The organism is Enterococcus sp. S86.2, assembly GCF_059834485.2.
The window spans coordinates 665,197-686,678 of the sequence record NZ_CM206813.1 but is presented as its reverse complement, the minus strand read 5'-3'; the positions used below and the strand labels follow the sequence as shown (position 1 = coordinate 686,678).

The 21,482-nt window shown below is 35.5% G+C and carries 19 protein-coding genes and 1 riboswitch; of the genes, 2 read left to right on the top strand and 17 right to left on the bottom strand.

The features are described 5' to 3' along the window. The 15 genes from AC6R0T_RS03050 to AC6R0T_RS02980 form a co-directional block, all read right to left on the bottom strand. Nucleotides 1-933, bottom strand: coding sequence for a glycosyltransferase family 8 protein (locus tag AC6R0T_RS03050; protein WP_303753878.1), 933 nt, complete (start codon nucleotides 931-933; stop codon nucleotides 1-3). Nucleotides 934-940: 7 nt separating this feature from the next. Continuing rightward, the gene (locus AC6R0T_RS03045; protein ID WP_303753877.1) at nucleotides 941-2,074 is read right to left on the bottom strand and encodes an O-antigen ligase family protein; all 1,134 of its coding nucleotides are present in this window, start codon (nucleotides 2,072-2,074) and stop codon (nucleotides 941-943) included. Beyond that, the gene (locus tag AC6R0T_RS03040) at nucleotides 2,067-3,152 is read right to left on the bottom strand and encodes a glycosyltransferase (protein ID WP_303753876.1); all 1,086 of its coding nucleotides are present in this window, start codon (nucleotides 3,150-3,152) and stop codon (nucleotides 2,067-2,069) included. Before AC6R0T_RS03040 ends, AC6R0T_RS03045 begins: the two co-directional genes overlap by 8 nt. Nucleotides 3,153-3,157: 5 nt before the next feature. Continuing rightward, nucleotides 3,158-4,447, bottom strand: a complete 1,290-nt coding sequence (locus tag AC6R0T_RS03035; protein ID WP_303753875.1) for a glycosyltransferase family 4 protein — start codon at nucleotides 4,445-4,447, stop codon at nucleotides 3,158-3,160. A gap of 28 nt (nucleotides 4,448-4,475) precedes the next feature. Next, on the bottom strand, nucleotides 4,476-5,099 hold the full coding sequence (locus AC6R0T_RS03030; protein WP_303753874.1) for a sugar transferase: 624 nt from the start codon (nucleotides 5,097-5,099) through the stop codon (nucleotides 4,476-4,478). Continuing rightward, on the bottom strand, nucleotides 5,086-6,210 hold the full coding sequence (locus tag AC6R0T_RS03025) for a DegT/DnrJ/EryC1/StrS family aminotransferase (protein WP_303753873.1): 1,125 nt from the start codon (nucleotides 6,208-6,210) through the stop codon (nucleotides 5,086-5,088). Before AC6R0T_RS03025 ends, AC6R0T_RS03030 begins: the two co-directional genes overlap by 14 nt. 1 nt (nucleotide 6,211) lies before the next feature. Next, on the bottom strand, nucleotides 6,212-6,859 hold the full coding sequence (locus AC6R0T_RS03020; RefSeq protein WP_303753897.1) for an acetyltransferase: 648 nt from the start codon (nucleotides 6,857-6,859) through the stop codon (nucleotides 6,212-6,214). After that, the gene (locus tag AC6R0T_RS03015) at nucleotides 6,843-8,672 is read right to left on the bottom strand and encodes a polysaccharide biosynthesis protein (protein WP_303753872.1); all 1,830 of its coding nucleotides are present in this window, start codon (nucleotides 8,670-8,672) and stop codon (nucleotides 6,843-6,845) included. The genes AC6R0T_RS03020 and AC6R0T_RS03015 overlap by 17 nt, the downstream gene beginning before the upstream one ends. 11 nt (nucleotides 8,673-8,683) lie before the next feature. Continuing rightward, nucleotides 8,684-9,448 (bottom strand): tyrosine-protein phosphatase, encoded by a 765-nt coding sequence (locus AC6R0T_RS03010; RefSeq protein ID WP_303753871.1) that lies wholly within the window; start codon nucleotides 9,446-9,448, stop codon nucleotides 8,684-8,686. A 22-nt stretch (nucleotides 9,449-9,470) separates the two neighbouring features. After that, nucleotides 9,471-10,178, bottom strand: coding sequence for a CpsD/CapB family tyrosine-protein kinase (locus AC6R0T_RS03005; protein WP_303753870.1), 708 nt, complete (start codon nucleotides 10,176-10,178; stop codon nucleotides 9,471-9,473). A gap of 12 nt (nucleotides 10,179-10,190) precedes the next feature. Then, nucleotides 10,191-10,988 (bottom strand): YveK family protein, encoded by a 798-nt coding sequence (locus AC6R0T_RS03000; protein WP_303753869.1) that lies wholly within the window; start codon nucleotides 10,986-10,988, stop codon nucleotides 10,191-10,193. 16 nt (nucleotides 10,989-11,004) lie between these two features. Further along, nucleotides 11,005-11,937, bottom strand: a complete 933-nt coding sequence (locus AC6R0T_RS02995) for an LCP family glycopolymer transferase (protein ID WP_230710080.1) — start codon at nucleotides 11,935-11,937, stop codon at nucleotides 11,005-11,007. 11 nt (nucleotides 11,938-11,948) lie between these two features. Further along, on the bottom strand, nucleotides 11,949-12,845 hold the full coding sequence (locus AC6R0T_RS02990; protein ID WP_303753868.1) for a hypothetical protein: 897 nt from the start codon (nucleotides 12,843-12,845) through the stop codon (nucleotides 11,949-11,951). A 492-nt stretch (nucleotides 12,846-13,337) separates the two neighbouring features. Next, the gene (locus AC6R0T_RS02985; RefSeq protein ID WP_303753867.1) at nucleotides 13,338-14,525 is read right to left on the bottom strand and encodes a 3D domain-containing protein; all 1,188 of its coding nucleotides are present in this window, start codon (nucleotides 14,523-14,525) and stop codon (nucleotides 13,338-13,340) included. A 211-nt stretch (nucleotides 14,526-14,736) separates the two neighbouring features. After that, nucleotides 14,737-15,507, bottom strand: coding sequence for a putative ABC transporter permease (locus tag AC6R0T_RS02980; RefSeq protein ID WP_303753896.1), 771 nt, complete (start codon nucleotides 15,505-15,507; stop codon nucleotides 14,737-14,739). A gap of 279 nt (nucleotides 15,508-15,786) precedes the next feature. On the opposite strand from AC6R0T_RS02980, the gene AC6R0T_RS02975 reads away from it, so the two are divergent. After that, nucleotides 15,787-17,541, top strand: coding sequence for an ABC transporter ATP-binding protein (locus AC6R0T_RS02975; protein ID WP_303753866.1), 1,755 nt, complete (start codon nucleotides 15,787-15,789; stop codon nucleotides 17,539-17,541). Then, nucleotides 17,531-19,288 carry an ABC transporter ATP-binding protein gene (locus AC6R0T_RS02970; protein ID WP_303753865.1) on the top strand — a complete coding sequence of 586 codons (1,758 nt, stop codon included), beginning with the start codon at nucleotides 17,531-17,533 and terminating at the stop codon, nucleotides 19,286-19,288. Before AC6R0T_RS02975 ends, AC6R0T_RS02970 begins: the two co-directional genes overlap by 11 nt. 54 nt (nucleotides 19,289-19,342) lie before the next feature. Here the strand turns inward: AC6R0T_RS02970 and AC6R0T_RS02965 are convergent, their stop codons facing one another. Both AC6R0T_RS02965 and AC6R0T_RS02960 read right to left on the bottom strand, forming a co-directional pair. Further along, nucleotides 19,343-20,515: a glycoside hydrolase family 3 protein gene (locus AC6R0T_RS02965; RefSeq protein ID WP_303753864.1), complete on the bottom strand. Its 1,173-nt coding sequence runs from the start codon at nucleotides 20,513-20,515 to the stop codon at nucleotides 19,343-19,345. A 268-nt stretch (nucleotides 20,516-20,783) separates the two neighbouring features. Beyond that, nucleotides 20,784-21,311, bottom strand: a complete 528-nt coding sequence (locus tag AC6R0T_RS02960) for a folate family ECF transporter S component (protein WP_282461532.1) — start codon at nucleotides 21,309-21,311, stop codon at nucleotides 20,784-20,786. Between the two features lie 39 nt (nucleotides 21,312-21,350). Beyond that, nucleotides 21,351-21,452: riboswitch (THF riboswitch) on the bottom strand. Between the last annotated feature and the right edge of the window lie 30 nt (nucleotides 21,453-21,482).

Genomic DNA, 21,482 nt, shown 5'->3' with positions numbered 1-21,482 from the left:
TTATCTCCCTTTCCTATACATTTTAACAATTTTAATAGGAGCTAACTTGTAGAATCTATCTCTAATAAAATTAACCTTTTTATTATAAAAAGCATTCTCATCTATTACATTTACATTAATCATATTGGCATATTTTTCATACAAACTGGAGTATGGATGAATATTACCTCTTTGCCAAGGTCTACCAGTGGTCCATGCAGTCAAGTGTATTATGGCAGGATTGTTGGATGCATCGTTATACTCTTTTTCAGAATAAAAACTTGATAAATTAAACATATTAATAAATCTTTGGTAAGAATATAACAATATAGGTGTGGTAGTATTATATTTCAATGGTAATTTCAACATCTTGCCTGATGCTACTTGGTTAATCACAGTTTGATCGTGAAATTCAACTTTATCACCATTTTTCTCTAGAAAATCCATAAATTTTTGAAATAAGTTAACTTTTTTGCATTCTGGAATATTCCATAAAGTAACTCCAGAATTTACAGCGAATCCCTGTCTCCCTTTTTCAAGTACGGCTTGTACACCTGCAATATAGTTCTTTTTCAAATCCATTTCAAAAAGAAATTCTAAATTATCATCAATTAGAATATCCGTATCTAGATATAAGACTCTATGTTTATTCTCAAATAATTTAGGGATAAAAAGTCTTGAATATGCTGCAATACTAAGATTTCCAATATAGATATTATCTGGAAGAAGGTCATTCAGATTAGCAATATCATAAACAATTATCTCGAAGTTTCTATAACTGTCAGAAATTTTTTTTAGCAGTCTGATACTTGATTCCCCTATACCATTAGATAATACATATACTTCCACATTATCATTAGTAAATTTTCTTTGTGACTCAATTAATGAGGTTATTGATACCATCAATTTGCTCGCATAGCGCTCATCTGCTGCGAAAACATAAGTTTGTTTCATATCTTTACTATCTCCGTATCTTCTTATTATTGTTCATAAATGGTACTGCTAAAATAAACCATACCACCAAGGATAAAACCATATTATTTCCTAACAATCCATACTCAGATGATTGTTTTAGTACTGTTACTACAAGAAAAACTACTCCAATTTCGCTTATATCACCAGTAAATTTTAAATAACAGGAATAAATTTGATATAAAAACATATAAAATAATATTAATCCCACAAAGCCCGTACGCGATAATACGGATAAATACAGATTATGTGATGAAATTCCCAAATCAGAGATATCCATCAATGTTAATCCGTGACCCAAACCAAAAATATAACTATTCGTGTGACTCATATTATTGAGAAGATATGACCATGCAACATCTCTTCCTGAAAAAAACCGTGATGTCGTATATTTCACACTCAATGCATCTAACTGAAATCGATACTGAGAAACTGATAAATTAACATACACTATCGGAATTAGTATAGTCGCACCCAACAAAGTCACAAAAATGAATTTTTTTAATTTCTTAGACTCAATTTTTACAAAAAGAAAATATATTATTGGTGTCAAAATAGAAATAAAAACTAAGGTTCTTTCTCCGTTAAAATATGCCCCAAAAATCCAAATCAGAGAAATAAAAAACTTTTTTCTCTTAGATCTCTTAGAACTTAAAACAAAGTACAACGCACAAATTGTTAGTGATGAGCTAGACACCCAATTTACTGAATATCTCAAAACCGAAAGAATAAAAAAAATTACTATCGTAATTTCGCCAATATTGCTCATAGTTGAAATTATTTTTGAAAAAAGATCTGCATCAATCTCTATGTCAATTAAACTAACAAAAAAGAGAACACTCGCAATACTAAGAATTCCATTATATACAGATAAGCTTCCTGTATATTTAAACAAAATAATCAAAAAGAAATATATTAACAGTACCCCGGCTACGATTTTTAAATTATTATATTTTTTAATTGATAGATTTGGATTTAAGAGTAATTTAAAAACTAAAAATAAAAGAAAAAGCGATAATACTGTTATTCTACCTATTACAGGCACAGTATTCCCAATCATTAATAAAACCCAAGTTAGAGAAACAATTATAAAAAGAATTATGCTTCTTATTTGTTTATTCATTACAAACCTTTCTATAAATCCTTATCATGTCTTCAACGTTGTTACTAAAATTATATTCTTTTAAAACTTTTTTTCTAGCATTCTTTCCAAGTCGAATAGCTCTCGTTTTATTGTCTATCAACTCTTTTATGGCTTCTGCCATAAAAGTAGGCTGTTTTTTAGGAACTATTATCCCGTTAACGGAATTGTTAATAACTTCCACGAAACCTGAGACATCTGTTGCGACAATGGGTAGCGCTGTCGCCATGGCTTCAACGACGGAAACACCAAAACTTTCAGAATCTAATATACTAGAAACCGCAAACAAATCAAAACCACTTAATATTTTAGGAATTGCTGAATTTTCTACAACACCTTTGAAAAAAACATGCCTATCTAAATCCATTTTTTTAGACAACTTAATCAATTCATTTTTTTCACTTCCCTCGCCATAAATTTCTAAAAATACATTATGGTAACCGAAGTCATGAACAATTATTTTCATTGCCTCTATAAGATACCGCACCCCATATTTAGGCTCAAGTCTTTTTACAATACCAATAGTTATACCTTTTGGGTTATCAAAATAATTAATCTTTTCTTTGAACTTTTCTACATCTACTCCAAAAGGTGTTATATAAATTTTTTTATTTTCACCAATTAAAGAATGAACTTGTTTTGCCATTGACTTGCTTGTCGAGCAAATTACATCAGCATATCTTAAATTTTTTTTTATTATTCTCATAGAAATTTTACTATTATACGGAAAATCGTAGACATCTGCTCCCCAAACAGATAGAACATTCTTATTGAATTTGGCATATCTTAATAAAGTCCCATATCCACTCGCATAATGAGCATTTATTATATCAGGATTAATATTCTTTATTATTCTTTTTAGACTTGCGACATTAAGATAATAACCCAAACCTGATTGAAATGGTAATCTATGACATATAACACGCTCGTCAATATAATGGATTCCCACATCGTGATTGCTACAATATACTAAATCAACTGATATACCTTGATTTACTAATTCGTTAACCCATCGACATGTATGAATATCTTTTGCAGATGAAAGAAACAAAACTTTCAAGTTTATTACACCTCCAGTTTATTTTTTAAAGAAAAGCTCATTACATCAAGTAACTTTGGTGTAAGTCGTTTAGAGTAATCAAACTCTTCAGCAGCATTTTTTGCATTCTCACACTTCTGTTCATAATCAACCTTACTCAAATTCATATACGATATAATTTCTGAAGCAATCTCTTCACTCGAAGCGTCATAAATTTCCGTACCACATTGATACTTTTCAATTATTGAATAACCCATTTCTACAGTAGATAGTACTGGTTTTCCCGAAGCTAAATATTCAAATAGCTTATTAGAACTATTGCCCCTACTCCAATTATATTGTGTCTGTGAATAATTGAGAATGTTTAAATCCGACTTATGAAGTATATAAGGTATCTTAGATTTTTCAATAAACCCTTTGAATTTTATATTTGTAAGTCCATAATTTTTCACAAGATTCTCCAAGTGTTTCTTTTCATTTCCTTCACCATAAATTAAAAAGATAATTTTTTTATTATCTTTCAACACTTTTGCCGCATTAACAATTTTTTCAACATTATTTACTGGTCTAATTGCACCACAATAAACAACTTTAAATTTTTCTGAATCTAAGTCTGAATCAACAGTAATCTCATTAACAATTTGTTCATTAAATTTATGTATATTTACACCATTATTGATGTAAAAACACTTATCTCTTGATACGTCTCCCCCTTGATTTGAAAGCCATCCTTTTTCATTTAAATAGTCAATATCACCTTCTTTAGTAAAGATTAATGCATCAGCATTTTTATAAATCCAGTGTTCTCCTTTAATTAACAATTTGCCAATTAAACTGTTTTCTTTAGTTTTTCCTATAGAAAAGATGGCTTCTGGCCAGAGATCCCTTATTTCACAAATACATGGAATTTTAAACTTTTTAGCAATTTTTATTCCTGCAACCAAAGTCAAAGGATGTACACTAGACGCAATAATTAAATCAGGCACACCAATCTGATGAGCAATTAACTTATATTCCAATAACAAATTATGATAAAAGGAGTACATATTTTTTATTCGTTTCAATCCATTTCCAATTGCTACTGGTGTTTTTATAAATACAAAAGAAAATTTTCTCGATGAATCTATCTTATACTTTCTATTTTCCATTTCAATACTGTTATTTTGATTATGAAATGAACTAGCGCAAAAAATTGTAACGTTATAGCCTAAATTAGTCAAATTTTCAGCAAAGCTATAATGTCTTCCACCCATATTTTTCCACATTTCGTTTGCATAATGATTAAATATCCAAATATTTCTCAATTTACTCTCCATTTTCCCTCACTAAAAATTTTCCTTAAGTTTAATTTTTACTACCTTGAAATTTTTCATTAGTAATATGTGTACTCGAAGATATTCCTTCTCTGATAAATACTTTTTTTATCGTTAAGAAAAATATCTTCACATCACCAATAAACGTAATATTATCCACATATTTACAATCCAAATTAAATTTTTCTTCCCAGCTTATCGCATTTCGACCATTTACTTGAGCCAAGCCAGTTAGTCCTGGCCTAACATCATGTCGCCTCTTTTGTTCTGAATTATAAAGCGGCAGATATTCGATGAGTAGCGGTCGTGGACCAATAATACTCATATCTCCTTTAAGTATATTCCAGAGTTCAGGCAATTCATCAAGACTTGTAGATCTCAGTAGTTTTCCAAATTTGGTTAGCCGTATTTCATCTGGCAACAAATTGCCTGTACTATCTTTCTCATCAGTCATCGTTCGAAATTTATACATTGGAAAAATATGTTCATTCTTCCCTGGCCGAAGTTGTTTAAACAATACTGGGGAGCCTAACTTAGTTCTTACTAAAATGGCCACAATGAGAAAAGCTGGGCTCAAAATAATCAAAGCTAGACCGGAAAGCAAAATATCCAAGCAACGTTTTACATATTTTCTATAAAAACTAGCCTTTTTCATTGGACAACACTCGCTTTATAACAGTTACTACCCGGTTAAGATCCTCATCGGACATTTTTGAGTCTGTAGGTAAACATACACCTGTTTCAAAAAGTCGTTGAGCAACGGTTTCCCCAATATAATCGTACTTTTCAAATACAGGCTGCAGATGCATTGGCTTCCAAATAGGTCGAGACTCGATATTTTCTTTTTCCAACTCGTCCATCAAGTAGGTTGGATTCACGTCTTTTAAGGTAATAGCTGATAGCCAATAGTTTGAAAAATCCCAATCATTTTCTGGCATAAATGAAATCTGCGATAATTCTTTCAATTCTTCTTTATAAAAATCATGTATATAGCGTTTTTTGGCAATACGGTCCTTCAAGACTTTCAACTGACCTCTGCCAATACCAGCAACAATGTTGCTCATACGATAGTTATAGCCAATCTCACTATGTTGATAATGTCTTGCTTGATCCCGCGCTTGCGTTGCCCAAAAACGGACTTTCGCAATTCTCTCTTCGTTGTTAGAAACCAACATGCCCCCGCCAGACGTTGTGATGATTTTATTACCATTAAAAGAATAAATACCATAATCTCCAAAAGTGCCAGTATATTTCCCCTTATATGTCGTACCCAATGATTCTGCAGCATCTTCAATCAATGGTACATTAAATTCTTTACATATTTCCATAATTTCATCTAATTTCGCAGATAGTCCATAAAGATGAACAACAATAACAGCTTTGGCATCTGGATATTTTTCTAAAGCTTTCCGTAAATATGCAGGATTCATATTCCATGAATCTTTATCACTATCAACAAATACCGGTGTAGCATCTTGATAAATAATAGGATTAGCTGTGGCCGAAAAAGTCAATGACTGACAAATCACTACATCACCTTTTCCAACACCAACTGCCTTTAAAGCCATATGGATTGCCGAAGTTCCTGAAACTAAAGCGGCTGCATGTCCCGCACCTACGAGTTCAGCTAACTCATTTTCAAAACCTGTAACATTTGCACCCAAGGGAGCAATCCAGTTTGTATCAAATGCCTCTTGTACATATTCTTGTTCATATCCTTGATCACTCATATGTGGTGAAGACAACAATATACGTTCATTTTCCATTTTATTCCCAGCTTTCTATTACTCTAGTTGGTACTCCAACATTTTTTGTCTTACTCTCGATATCTCTTATCACAACACTACCAGCTCCGATAATTGATGCTTCTCCTACTGCTAGTCCCTGAATAATTTTACTACCTACACCAATACTAGTTTCATTTCCAATCCTAACATTCCCCGAAACATTAATGCTTGGAAACAACGAGTTGTAACTACCTATTTCAACATCATGACCGATTGTTGTAGCAATATTTATCATATTAAAATTACCTAGTCTGATTGAGCTAGTAAAAGTAGTGTTGGCCATAATAATATTTCCAATCCCCATCTCAATCTCAAGACCTAATAAAGCACTTGGATCTATCAAATTAGGGAATATTAAATTTGATTTAGTTTTCAGTTTTTTATAGATATTTTTTTTAGCCTGTGGATTGGCAATTCCGATAGCAATAGCACACTCTTCATCTAAAGATAATAAATAATCTGTATTTCCTATTACTGGGTAGTCTAAAAGCACGTTCCCGTGTAAATCACTATTATCATCGACGTAACCTATTAATTGATAATTTTCAATACGTGAAAGTAAGAATGTTACTTCCTTCGCAAATCCACCAGTTCCGACAATAATGATTTTTCTATTTATTCGAGGCATTTGCAAATTTCACAACCTCTCTAGCCAATTCTTTATCATCCACATCAGCTAAGCTTTTAACAAAAGTCATTACCTGTGTTAAATCAAATCCCTTGATATTACCAACAAATATTTTTTCGTAAACTTCTTCATCATTACGCTCTTTGTCTAAAAGCAATTCTTCATACAATTTTTCACCAGGACGAATTCCTGCTTCCACAATTTCAATGTCATCTTCACTGTAACCACTCAAACGGATCATGTTTTTGGCTAAATCCAGAATTTTCACAGGCTCACCCATATCTAGCACAAATATTTCCCCACCTTTTGCTAAGGCACCAGATTGGATTACCAACCGGCTTGCTTCTGGGATTGTCATAAAATATCGGGTCATCCGAAAATCCGTAACTGTCACGGGACCACCTTTTGCGATTTGTTCTCTAAATAGCGGAATAACACTGCCACGAGAACCTAGTACATTGCCAAAGCGGACCGCTGAAAATTTAGTTTTTCCGGCTTCATTCAAGCTTGTGACAATCATTTCTGCTATTCGCTTTGTTGAACCCATCACATTTGGTGGATTGTTAGCTTTATCTGTTGAGATCATGACAAAGTTCTTTACGTTACTTGCCTTAGCTGCTTCTGCTACGTTTTTTGTCCCATAGACATTGTTTTTTACAGACTCTCTAGGATTATACTCCATCAAAGGAACGTGTTTATGAGCGGCGGCATGATAGACGATATCCGGATGGTAACGCTCCATTAATTCAAAAATTAATTTACGATCTTGCACATCGGCAATAACAGGAACATACTCGGTTACTTTTTCTTTATACTTTGTAGTCAACTCACGATGAATCTGGTAAATGGAATTTTCCCCATGACCAAGTAATAAAATTCGTTTTGGGTTAAAATTAGAAACTTGTCGACAAATTTCCGAACCAATTGAGCCACCAGCACCGGTCACTAAAATCGTTTTCCCCGTTAATTGATCTTTAATAGCTGCAATGTCAAGCTTAACTTCTTCTCTTCCTAATAAATCAACGACATCAATTTCTTTTAAGCGTGACAAACTAACTTTTCCTGCTGCAACTTCTTCCATTGAAGGCATCGTGTTAACTTTTACTTCAGTTGATTCCAGCAGTTGAAAAATTTCACGCAGTTTTTTTCGCGATAAAGACGGGATAGCAATTGTCACCATGTCAATATCATTCTGTTGTACAAGTTCTGGTAAATCGTTAATTTTACCTAATACGCGTCTACCTGAAAGGTAAATTTTTTGTTTGTTGGGGTCATCATCAACAAAACCGACAACATCAATGTCACCCGCCGTTTTTGATCCCAAGAAACTATTTAGCAGAATACGACCACCTTCGCCAGCGCCAACGATTATGGTACGTTTCACTTCATCAGTATTTTGATTTGTTCCCCGCATATTCCGCCATTCCACAAATAAGCGCCAAATTAAACGACTACTGATAATCAAAAATGTCGATAAAATATATGTAAATAACTCTAAACGGCGACTAAAAACATTATCTGAAAAAACAGATAGCAAGATAATACTAAAAAAGGATTGTGAGGTTGTCGCTAAAAAAATAGCAATCATTTCTCTTAGATTGGTATAACGATTAATTCGTGTAAAAACGTGAAAGACAAAACCAAAAACTAAGTATAAGCCTATTGAAAGTAGCGTAGAGGATAGTACAAACTTTTCTGAAATTGGTACGAAAGGTTTCATAAATACATACGCTAATAAATTAGCAATTGCAATTAAAATACAGTCAACCACAACCAATATTGCAATTTTTCTTCTTCGTGTTAATGCAAACACACTTACTCCCCCTAAAATAACCCAAATTTTTTCTTTTTCACTGCAGTATAATTTGGCAATACGATTTGATCCCCATTTAACAAATCCTTTGCAACTTGTTTCATCGCAACAACTTTGGCTTCACCAAAATCCTTTGCGATTGCTTCATAAGCTTCTTTCATGTAAAAGTTACGCTTCTTCACCCCGTGAGCATCCGAAGCTACCATTTGGACTAAGTTATGTTCCACCATTTCTTTAGCTGTTTTCTGAATAGATTTACCAAAAGTGCCAACATAACTTGGTGCTGTCAATTGAGCTAAGCATCCCATATCTAAATATTCAATTAAACGATTAGGGTCTTCACGAAATTTAGCATTTCGCTCAGGATGGACAATGACCGGTATTTTCCCCATGCCACGAAGTTGAAAGAAAATATCTTCTGTGTATGCGGGTACATCCATCGTCGGAAATTCGATTAAAATATATGTATCATCTAAATCTGTAAATAGAATCTCATTATTTTTAATGGCTTCGATTAGTTCGCCGGTAATTCGCACTTCCTGTCCTTCTAGAACCGTTAATGACAAATTTCGTTTGTCCAGCTCTGTTTGCAGAGCTAGGACACGAGAAACAACAGTTGATTTAGGATTTGAATATTTTCCATTATTATGATGTGGCGTACAAAGAATATGGGTGATTCCTTGGCTAATCGCTTTTTCAGCCATTGCAATACTAGCAGCTAAATCTTCAGCTCCATCATCTACCCCGGGTAAAATATGACAATGTAAATCAATCATCGTTCCTCACTCCTAAAAATTTTTAACTACCGTAGTAATAATAATAACCTTGATCTTTTGTATGTTGTGCACCATTATAGACAACGCCCAATACACGCGCGCCAACCATTTTTAATAAATCCCGTGCTTTTAGCAGTGATTCTTTTCGTGAAACATTTTCCCGGATTACAAGCACCGTTCCATCTGCTTTTGATGCCATGATTTGCGCATCTGTCACCGCTACTACTGGTGGCATATCAAAAATAACGATATCGTATAAATTCCGGGCTTCATCAATCACTTGATCCATCCGGGCAGAGCCTAATAACTCGGATGGGTTTGGTGCTTTAGGACCACTGGTTAAAATTGATAAATTCTCAATACCCGACGGCTGGGCAGCTTCTAAAACACTTTTTTGTGTACTCAACACTGTACTTAAACCAATCTCATTACTTAAATTGAAAGTTTTGTAGACAGTTGGGTTACGCATATCGGCATCCACTAGAAGTACCCGCTGCCCTGATTTTGCAAATACAACTGCTAGATTCGCTGAACTTGTCGATTTGCCTTCTCCCGGTCCAGATGATGTTACAACGATTGTCTTAATTTGACGATCTGCGGAAGAAGCAAATTGAATGTTGGTACGAATCGTTCTAAATTGTTCTGAAATTGGTGAGGATGGGTCAACTAAAGTAATCAAACTTACAGGATGAGTTTGAGCTCCTTTACGTTCTGTATGTTTTTTTGACATTTTTGCTCCTCCTTATACACGTGAACGACTGCGTCTTGAAGCAGCTTCTGCATTTTTATTTTGATTTTCGTTTGATTTTTTAAATGATGGAATTAATGGTTTCTTCTGAATAGTAGCATCTAATTCTTTTTGACTCATTTGTGGTACGGTACCTAAAATCGTAAAGCCTAAATCTTCTGAAACAAACTTATCATCCTTCACAGTTCTGTCCAAAAGTTCTAATACAAAAGCTAGACCAACGCCAATCATCAAACCTAATACTAGACCAATTGCCAAATTCAATTTATTATTTGGTGAAACTGGTGTCATACTTGCAGATGCTTTTGAGATGATTGAGATTTTATTAACTTCTAGCACATCTTTGGCCGTTTCTTGGAAAATTTGCGCCGTTGTGTTGGCAATATGCTCCGCATTAATTGCACTACTATCTGTCGCTTTAATCGAAAACATTAATGAATTTTGTTGTTGCGTAACTTCCAATGCACCTTTAATTTCATTTGTGTTCATATCTAAGTTGTATTCTGATTCTAAACGGTCTTTAACTTGGTCAATTACCAAGTCCCCGGTAACAAGTTCTTTATACGTATTAATCATTTGCAAATTCGTATTTACGTCATTGGGGTTTGCTGTTGCTGTATCCCCTTGAGGTAAGGTTACAATTAATTGTGCCTGCGAGCTATATTTGGGAGTGATAATAAAGAATGTTGCCACTCCAGCTAGTGCAAGTCCAATAAAGCTACAGATGAAAATTGAAGCTAAATGTTTTCGTAAAATATCAAAAATTTGTTTCAGACTGATTGTCTCTTCCATTTTTTCGCCACTTTCTTTAGTTATTTACTGCTAATGTCTTTTTAAGTTCGGTTTGGACGCGATCTAATTCGGTTTGGCTAACTCGTTGGTAAGAAATGCCGTCTTGCATAAAACCGTCACCTTGCATTTGATCTTGCTGAATTTTGCCAAAGGCGCTACGATAATCGGCTGCAATTTTCTTCATATCATCAAAACTCATATCCGTTTTAACGTTGGTCTCCATTGCATCAAGCACTTCTTTATAACGGGTTACACCGTCAAAGGTTAATAATTTTTTTGCCACACCTTCAACAATCTTGCGTTGCCGTTCTTGCCGACCATAATCGCCTCTTGGATCTTCATGTCGCATGCGTGAAAATGATAGTGCTTGATCGCCGTTCAATTGAATTTTGCCATACTCAAAAGTATAACTATCTTGACTAAATTTTTGATCATTCGTAACCGTAATACCGCCAACAGCATCGACTAATTCTTTTAGGCCCTTCATATTAATGGCAACATAGTGATCAATTGGAATATCAAGGTACTTTTCGACTGTATCCATTGACATTCCTGCACCACCAAAGGCATAGGCGTGGTTAATTTTATCTTTTGTCCCTCTGCCGACAATGTCGACATATGTATCGCGGGGAATACTTGTGATTAATGTTTTTTCAGCATTTGGATTCACAGCAGCAACCATCATGGTATCAGAACGACCAATTTCAGTTCGCCCTAAATCGCCCGTATCTATTCCAAGTAGTAACACAGAAAATGGTTTTTTTTCTGCAATCACATTTTTTTGTTCCGCTTTGCGTTTTGTATCGAGTTGTCGTTCAACCGATTCGTATGTTTTTTGAACCGAACCACTTAAATCCATGTAGACTTTGGCCCCAATCCCTACTACCGCAAGAGTTAGAATTAAGATAAAGCCAACAATTCCTAAGACAATCTTTTTTCCTTTAGACATATTGTTCTCCTTTAATAGCCAGTTTCAGAATATAATTCTCCAGTGCCCGTTTCGTTTGTTTCACCTACATTACTAGATTGCGTCGTAGCTTCAGAATAAGTTGATGTGTCACTTGCTACGTTAGCCTCACCATAATCTGTCTTTCCTAAGCCTAGCTGTGTTGAAATTTTATCTGCTTGTTCAGTAAATTCTGCTTTTAATGTTTTATTGCGAACTTGACTGATGCTGTTCACCAGACTAAGATATTTTTCATATGTGGCATTATCTGTCACTTTACCGTCTTTTAACATACTATCAAGGGACTTATTAATGCTTGTTACTCGTTTTATCTGGGCGTCTGCATAAGAAAGATACTCTTTTACTAGCTTCGTCCAATCACTTTCTTGAACAAAACCTAGCCGTTCTCGCACGGCACCGACATCTGTATCTTTTACTTTAGCTTTAATAACGACATTATTTTGTGCTTTTTGCCAATCGGTAACTGGTTTTTCAAATAAGTCATTCACATTATTTTGAATGGCAAACTTACTTTCGGCATCTGACATTTGCTTGTTTAATGTTTCTTTTTCTTTAGCAATAGTTTTCATGTTTTTTGGCACATCGGTTTCTTCGATACCGAAATCATCTGCTGAAACTTTAACACCGTCCAACTTAGCACCAACTTGGGTTAATTCAGCGTCTTTCAAGTCCTTCTTCAAAAAAACTTTGTCCTTGTTTGAATAAAGTGATGTAAGATCACTATCCACTTCTTTTAATCGTTCTTGATCTTTTTCAACGGCAGTTTCAGCATAACTTACTTTTTGCTGATATTGTTTGTTGTTGTTTTCACGATAACCGACAAAACAAATCGCGACTGCACCGATTCCCACAGCTGCGACTGCGATCGTTTTAATAAGGGGGTTACCCATTGATACACACTCCTAACTAACTTTTCTATTATATAACACTTTTTTTCGCAAAATCTCTAGCTTATTATACGTTAAGAAGGCAACATTTTAAAGGGCTATTTAAAATGTTGCCTCTCTTCACAATCTAGAATAAAAAAATTCTTTTTTAACAAAAAAGAGACTAGCTTATTTTTTTTAATAACAAATACTATAAATTTGCAATAATTCAACTAAATAATGATTCCCAGAAATGCGCCACGTGAAACTATTTTTTTCTTACAAAGATGAAATTGGATAACATTTCAATAAAATCAAATTTTCTATACCTTTATAAAGAAAACGTTTTTTCAGTTTAAACAAATTTAGATTTTTTTATAAAAAATTTATAAATTTCATCATAATTCTATCAAAACAAGCAAGTCACCAGTTAATAAATCGTAAAAAAAGGTACCAACACCCGTTGATACCAGTTCTTACATTTTTATTTACGATTTTCGGTTTGTCACTAAAAAACTAACCTCGAATCGTCACTTGTACCTGACGACGGCCCCATTTTGTACATTGGGCAACTGTCGGAAAATGCACATCAATAATGTTTCCTTTAATTGCACCACCTGTATCTAGCGCTAACGCAACGCCGTAGCCTTGAACTTCAACTACAGTACCCAAGGGAATCACGCTTGGATCAACGGCGACTGCTTGTGGATTTTGACGTAAATCTGTCCCACTGGCCGTTAGATAACTAGCACCTGGTTCGGCATAGGAATAAGCAGTTGATTCCATCATCATGGTACGACCACCACTAGTGGAACTGCCAGTGTTGTTATTATCATTATTATTGGTAGCATCATTATTAGAATTATTAGTGGAGCTTGAATTATTCGTAGTATTATTAGTGTTTGTTTCAGAGCTACTATTGGTATTATTACCAGTAGATGAGCTTGCGGCATTTTCAGCCGCTTCTTTTTGTTTAGCAACTTCAGCTTCTTTTGCTGCTTTTTCGGCGGCAGCTTTTTGCGCTGCTGCCTTTTCTTCTGCTGCTTTTTGCGCTGCTAGGCGGGCTTGTTCAACTTCTTTACTTTGGGCAATTTTTTGTAGGGTGCTTTGATTTTCAGCTAATTGATTTTTCAAATTAGCAATTTTACTATCCAATTCCCCTGCTTCAGCTTCTAAACTGGTCTTATTTTCTTTTAGGCTTGCAGAGGTTTTCTGCGCCGTAAGCTCTAAGTTTTCCAATTTTTCTTTTTCTGTGTTTAAGTCGGCAACTTTTTGTTTTTGCGCATTCTGCAATAACGTCATGGCATAAGCACGGTTGATGAATTCTTGTAGATTGTCTGCGTCTAATAAGACGGACCAATCACGCTCTGCCCCACCGTTTACTTGAATTTCTTTTAAGCGTTCTGCCATGATTTCTTTTCTTTTCTCAATACTTTTTTGCGTGGTTGCAATATCTTGTTGCGCTTTTTTTAATGTTGCTTCATTTTCAGCAATTTTTGCTTTTGTCTTTTCTACCTGATCGTATTTGTCATTCACGTCGTTTAAGGCCAGTTGTACCTCGGCGCTGATTTGATTACTTTGACGTGTGATTGCAGACTCTTGCTCATTTAAAGAGTCCATTGATTCCGCAGCTGCAAATACCGGGCTGACAAGATTGATGGCTACAACAGCTGTCAAAACTGTCACCAATTTTTTTGCCTTCACAAAATCCACACCTTTCTTTTCTAATCTCCAATGCCACTTATTATACAAAGGAAAGGTGTATGTATCATTTCAGTTAGATTACATTTTGTTACAGATGCTATGAAGGTAAATCGAATTTAACCATTTCTTAAAAGTTTTTAGCAACGAAAAAGCGAGGAAAATACTAGCTTCTCCTCGCTTACATTTTTCGTAATATTTTCGTAACATAAAACTAATTTTTTTTACGATTTGCCACGTAATGACGGACATCTTCTAAACTTTTTACATTGTCTAATTTCAACCCTTTAAAGTTTTTTAACAGTCTTCTTTGGTGAAAATTCAAGTGGGGAAAGGCATTTTCCGCTTCAGGATGCTCTTTAAAGTATTGGGATAAGGCCAGACGCTGCTGTACCGTATCTTTTTTTGTGTCAAAACTGTCTTTTAATTCTTCTTTACGCTGATCTAACTCTGAAGCGATTTTTTTGGTCATACTTTGGAATGAGGCTAAGTTTGCTAGGGTATAGCCTAAATCAAACATCATCACACCAATTAAGACAACCGGTAGATAAAAACCAAAATGTGCCGCTAGCCAATTAACGCCGAGCATGACTTGGGGCTGAACTACTTTTACAATCAATACACATCCAACGCCCCAAAATAAAGAGACAGGAATTGCCACCCGACCATTAATATTTAACGGTACATCATGATAGTCCCACCATGAAGCATGGAACAATTTTTCTAATCCATAACTGGTGACATACTCTAAAATTGTCACCAGCACTGCTGCGAAGATATATAATAGTAGTAAATTATCATGAAACGGTCGTAAAAAGTACAAAACCATTAAAATACCAAACCCGTAAATTGGGGTTATCGGCCCCATTAAAAAGCCGCGATAGACAAATTTTTTGGCCTTAAGCGAACAAAATATTGTTTCCCATAACCAGCCGATAAAAGAATAACAAAAAAATAATAATACCACTGTAATAAATTCGTTCATTTCTTCACCTCTACTCATTTTCATTGGTAATTACCCTCATTGTACCAAACTTCGCCAGCTTTTCTAAAACTAAAGGGCCTGCCTTTTCTCAATATCTATCCTAGGTTACAATAATAAACATAAATTGAATTTTGAAAGTGGGAATACTTTTTTGTTTTTGTTAATTATCAGCTTATACTTCCAATTTTTTTCTAACAATTAGTGGTATCATCCCGCCTGATTTTATTTTTTAATTATTATTTTATAGCAATCATTTACAAAAAGAATAGGAGTTTATCCATGTTTAAGTTATTGGTTTATGCAAAAAAATACCGCAAACAAATTATTTTGGGTCCTTTTTTTAAATTTTTAGAAGCCGTTTTTGAATTAATTTTGCCCTTACTAATGGCACAGTTAGTGGATATGGGCATTCGCGAAAATGATAGCCAGGTTGTCTGGCAAATGACGGGTTGGATGGTTTTGATGTCGGTAGTTGGATTGCTATGTGCCGTGATTTGCCAATATTATGCCTCTGTGGCTTCCCAAAATTTTGGGACAGAGCTGCGCAATCAGGTTATGAAAAAAATTAATAGTTTTTCCCACGCTGAATTGAATTTATTTGGTACAGATACACTGATCACGCGCATGACAAGTGATATTAATCAGTTACAACTGGCCTTAGCGATGCTCATTCGCTTGGTGATACGGGCACCTTTTTTAAGTATTGGCGCAGTTATTATGGCTTTTACCATTGACTGGCAGGCTGGAATCATCTTTTTGGTGACATTGCCACTATTTTGTTTAATATTATTTTTTATCATTAAAACCACTGTCCCCCTCTATCAAAAAGTACAACAAAAACTAGACGTCTTAAATGAACTTGTGAACCAAAATCTAAGTGGTGTGCGGGTTATTCGTGCTTTTTCGCGGCGTAACACTGAAATCACGCGCTTTTCAAACCGTACAGATGAGCTTTCCAGTGTTTATGTACGGGTAACAAATATTTCAGCTCTTCTGACACCGGCGACCACCTTGATTATGAATATTGGAATTTTAGCTCTCTTTTATTTAGGCGGCTTTAAAGTAAACACTGGCCACTTGGCACCGGGACAAATTTTAGCCTTAGTAAATTACATGAATCAGATGCTCTTGGCTTTAATTGTCGTTTCAAATTTGGTTATCATTTTTACCCGGGCAGCCGCTTCTGCTAACCGCGTAAACGAAGTATTGGAAACCAAACCCAGTATCACTACATTTAGTGATACTAAAGCAGGTAATCTCCCAATTGCAGGAGATTCTTCTTTAAGCAGTAAAAAAGGCGCGATTGCTTTTCAACAAGTTGCTTTTCGCTTTGCGCCTGAATTTGGACTGGTTCTAGAAAATATTGATTTTAAAGTAGCTGCTGGAACAACCCTTGGTATTATTGGCCCCACCGGTAGTGGCAAGTCAACTTTATCTCAGCTTATTCCGCGTTTTTATGACGTCACAACCGGCAGTGTTACCATTGACGGGCGCGATGTGCGCAAGTGGTCTTTGACAAAATTGCGCAGTGAAATTGCTATGGTCCCCCAAACAGCAGTTTTATTCAGCGGGACGATCAAAGAAAATCTACAATGGGGCAAAAAAGACGCCACCGACCAAGAGTGCTGGGCCGCCCTTGAATTAGCGCAAGCCAAAGAATTCGTAGCCGCATTACCTAAAGGCTTACAAACTCCAATTTTTGAAGGGGGTAAGAACTTTTCAGGCGGGCAAAAGCAACGATTGACGATTGCGCGAGCTGTGATTGCAAAACCACGTATTTTAATCTTAGATGATTCTCTTAGCGCGCTGGATTACAAAACTGATTTAAATTTACGACAGGCGCTCCAAAATAAATTAGACGGTACTTTGATTATCATTTCTCAACGGGTACGCTCTATTCAAGATGCCCAGCAAATTTTAGTTTTAGATGCTGGCAAACAAGTCGGCCTAGGCAGACATGAAGAGTTATTAGTGAATTGCCCAGAATATCAAGCCATTGTTGCTTCACAAGCGGAGGTGTCCCATGAAGCCTAAAAAAATTGACTGGTCTGTTTTAAAACGCTATCTTCCATACTTATCAGCCTTCAAAAAAGAAATTAGTGGGGCAATTATTTTAGGTATTGCCTCAGGGGGCACCAGTGTCTATATTACTTATCAAATCGGTCAAGCAGTCGATCAAATGTTAGGGAAAAACGAAGTGAATTTCAGTGCTTTGTATCATATCCTTTTACTCTTTGCCAGCGTTGTTTTCATTACCGTCATTAGCCAACTTTTCATTCAACGTCTGTCTAATAAAATTGCTTATTTTTCCGCCGGACAATTACGTAAAGATGCTTTTACGCATTTAAACAAACTTCCGTTGAGTTATTACGATCAAACACTCCATGGAAATATCGTGAGTCGTTTCACTAACGATATGGACAATATTGCGATTGCCGCGGCGGCGGTTTTTAATCAGCTTTTCTCAGGCGTTGCCATTGTGTTAATTGCGCTAGTTGTAATGTTACGTTTAAGCATTGTTTTGACAATTGTTGTTTTAGTCGCCACACCTATTATATTTTTCGTTAGTTGGCTGGTTGCGACATACTCGCAAGCTAATTTTGCCCGCCAACAAGAAATCGTGGGGGAAATTTCCGGTTTTGTCACAGAAATGGTAGGAAATCAAAAAATCGTTAAAGCCTTCCAGCAAGAAGACGTCAATCAACAAAAATTTGAAGCCATTAACCAAGAATTAAATGTACGGGGCCAAAAAGCACAATTTTCTTCTTCTTTAACAAACCCCATGTCACGTTTTGTCGATCATTTAGCCTATTTGGCGGTCGGTTTTGTAGGCGGTCTATTAGTTTTAAATGGTAGTCAGTTGGTGACAATTGGTGTCATTTCCAGCTTTACAATTTACGCGAGTCAATTTACCAAACCATTTATTGAACTTTCTGGAATTACAACTCAAATTCAAACGGCCATTGCCGGTTTAAACCGGACTTTTGAAATTTTAGATCAAAAAATTGAAACACCTGACGCTCCTGATGCAATTACTTTAAAAAACGTCAAAGGTGCTGTTCGTTTTTCTCAAGTGGATTTTAGCTATACGAAAGATCAACCGCTAATTCACGATTTCAACTTTGAGGCCGCTCCTGGTGAAACGGTCGCCATCGTAGGAAAAACCGGTGCTGGTAAATCAACACTGGTTAACTTATTAATGCGCTTTTATGAAGTGGATCACGGAAAAATAACGTTAGATGGTTATGATATTCGTCATTTGACTCGGGATAGTTTACGACAAAGTTTCGGTATGGTATTACAAGATACGTGGCTTTTTGATGCAAGCTTACGGGAAAACCTCACTTATGGTAATCCCAAGGCAGAAGATGAATTGATTTATGAAGCATTAAAGAAAACTTATATGTATGATTATGTCGCGCGTCTGCCACAAAAGCTCGATACAGTTATTGGAACAAGTGGTGTGAAAATTTCCGATGGTCAACGCCAATTGTTAACCATTGCCCGGACCATGATTTCCAAACCGCATCTTTTAATCTTGGATGAGGCAACAAGTTCTGTCGATACTTTAACGGAACGAAAAATTCAAGCAGCTTTTTTAGCCATGATGAAAGGAAAAACCAGTTTCGTAATTGCTCACCGCCTTGCTACTATCCAAGCTGCTGATAAAATTCTTGTAATGGATCACGGTCAAATTGTTGAACAAGGTACTCATGAAAGTTTACTAAAAAATAATGGCTATTACGCTGAACTTTATCAAGCACAATTTGAACAATCCTAAAATAATAAAAACTGGCACAGCTACATTTTTTTGAAGGTAGCTGTGCCAATTTTTTTATGAGATTAGTCCTAAATTTTTCTTCCAGGTTAATACGTGCATAACGGCAGTATCCAACGCCTCTTCGGAATATTCCCCACTTTTAACAGCAGTTAATATTCTTGGAATTTGTACTTGATAGCTAGAGGACATGATTAAATCATTGCCTGCTTTTAGAGCAGCAAGTCCAGCATCTGCTTGGGAAATAAAATCTGCTAGCCCGGCCATATCCATATCATCAGTCATAATCACACCGTCAAAACGTAATTCATTTCGTAAAACATCATGAACTGCCTTTGAAATTGAAGCGGGCTTGGTTTTATCAATCCCATCAATAATATTATGGGAAACTAGCACACTATCTGCTCCAGCTTTAATTCCAGCTTTAAAGGGCTTAAAATCAGTCTCACGCAATTCTTTTAAGCTTCTTGTATCACGGACAATTTCCACATGGGAATCACGATTATTCCCATAACCGGGAAAATGTTTTAACGTTGAACCACTTTTTTCTCCCTTAAGCGCCTTTACCACTGTCTCGACATACTCACTTGTTCCCTGTGCATCTAGCCCAATCGTCCGATCATAAATAAAAGCATTCTGATCTGTCGCAACGTCAGCAATAGGAAATAGTCCTGCATTAATGCCAAAGTCGTGCAAAACTTTTGCCTTGTTAATTGTATCTGACTTAATCGCTGCAAAACCACCTGCGGCATAAAGTGCTTGGGGTGAGGCGAAAGGTTCAGCGACTAAATTAGCATTCTGACTTACCCGCGTGACAGAACCTCCTTCTTCATCTGACCCAATTAACAATGGTATTTTGCTAGCAGCTTGATAACTTGCAATTTTTTGTGTCAGACTTGTTTGGCTTTCATTTTCCATATCGCGGCCAAAAAGAACATAGCCACCTAAATGATAGGTTGTTATATCTTCTACCTGATTGACTTCTGGCACGCGAACGAAAAATAATTGCCCTACTTTTTCTTCCAAAGTCATGTTTGCCACTACTTCTTTTATCGGATCTTTTTTCTCACTACTTGAAGTTGTTGCAACACTTTCATCCACAGCTGTAGAACTAACGGAAGTTTTCTCATTTGTTTGATAATTTGTAAAACCAAAGAATAAATTCAAAATAAAAAAACCACCTAATACTAAAATAATTGCAACTAAAAGAATGATCAAAAATCGTTTCATAATTTCCTCCAAAGGATACGTATAATGTCATCTTTCATTTTAACATGTTAGCGAAAAATTTTTGGTGAAATATGCATAAAATCTTCGTTTTTATCCTTAGCAGTAAATCTTGGTAGCAATAAAGAGAGTATATTTGTAACATGACATGTTGCATTGATAATGCTTAAACGATTTTGCTTTAGTAGCATTTATAACCATCAAAAAAACTGTAAAACTAGAATATTTACTAGTCTTACAGTCTGCGCCCTGGGATGGAGGACGTTAGTGATTAATTTGAGTGTAGTTTTTTTGCCAAACGTTGATAAGGTAATGCTCGGCCTACGATATAGATAATCATCGTTTCTAAAGGAATCATGATCACCGCTTTAATCAAGCGGGTTGTCCATAATCCCGGATTAGTTAAATCAATGCCGTACATCAAAGATAACCACAGTGGTGTTAAGCAAAAGCTAAAGACCACGGTGTTAACTAAGACACACAGAAAAGAATTTTTTAACGTAATTTCTTTTTTGTAAAAGAAAAAACCATAAATAAGTCCACCTAAAAAGGCATTAAACGTAAAGCCAATAAAAAATGGTGCTTTAGCCAATAAAGTATTTCCGATAACATCGGCGACTACTGCCCCAATCCCAGTCCAAAATGGACCAAATAAAGTCGCCATCACCACTTCTGGTACAAAGCTAAAAGTGATTTTTAATAATTGGGTTTCAAACCCGAAAACTTGCGATAAAACAACCATCAAAGCAATTAACATTGCCATGACCGCAATCTTATAGGCATCTAGTTTTCTTTTCATAACTCAGCATCTCCTTAATAGAGCTGCCACATAAAATAATGCAGCGAATGCGAAAATAAAACCGCGAATTGCATGCAATCCTTCGTCCCAAGGGCAACATCCCATCCCTCAGACACTTAACGCTTTATTTCCTACTCTGTCATATTTGAGGTTTAAAAACCTCGCCTAAAA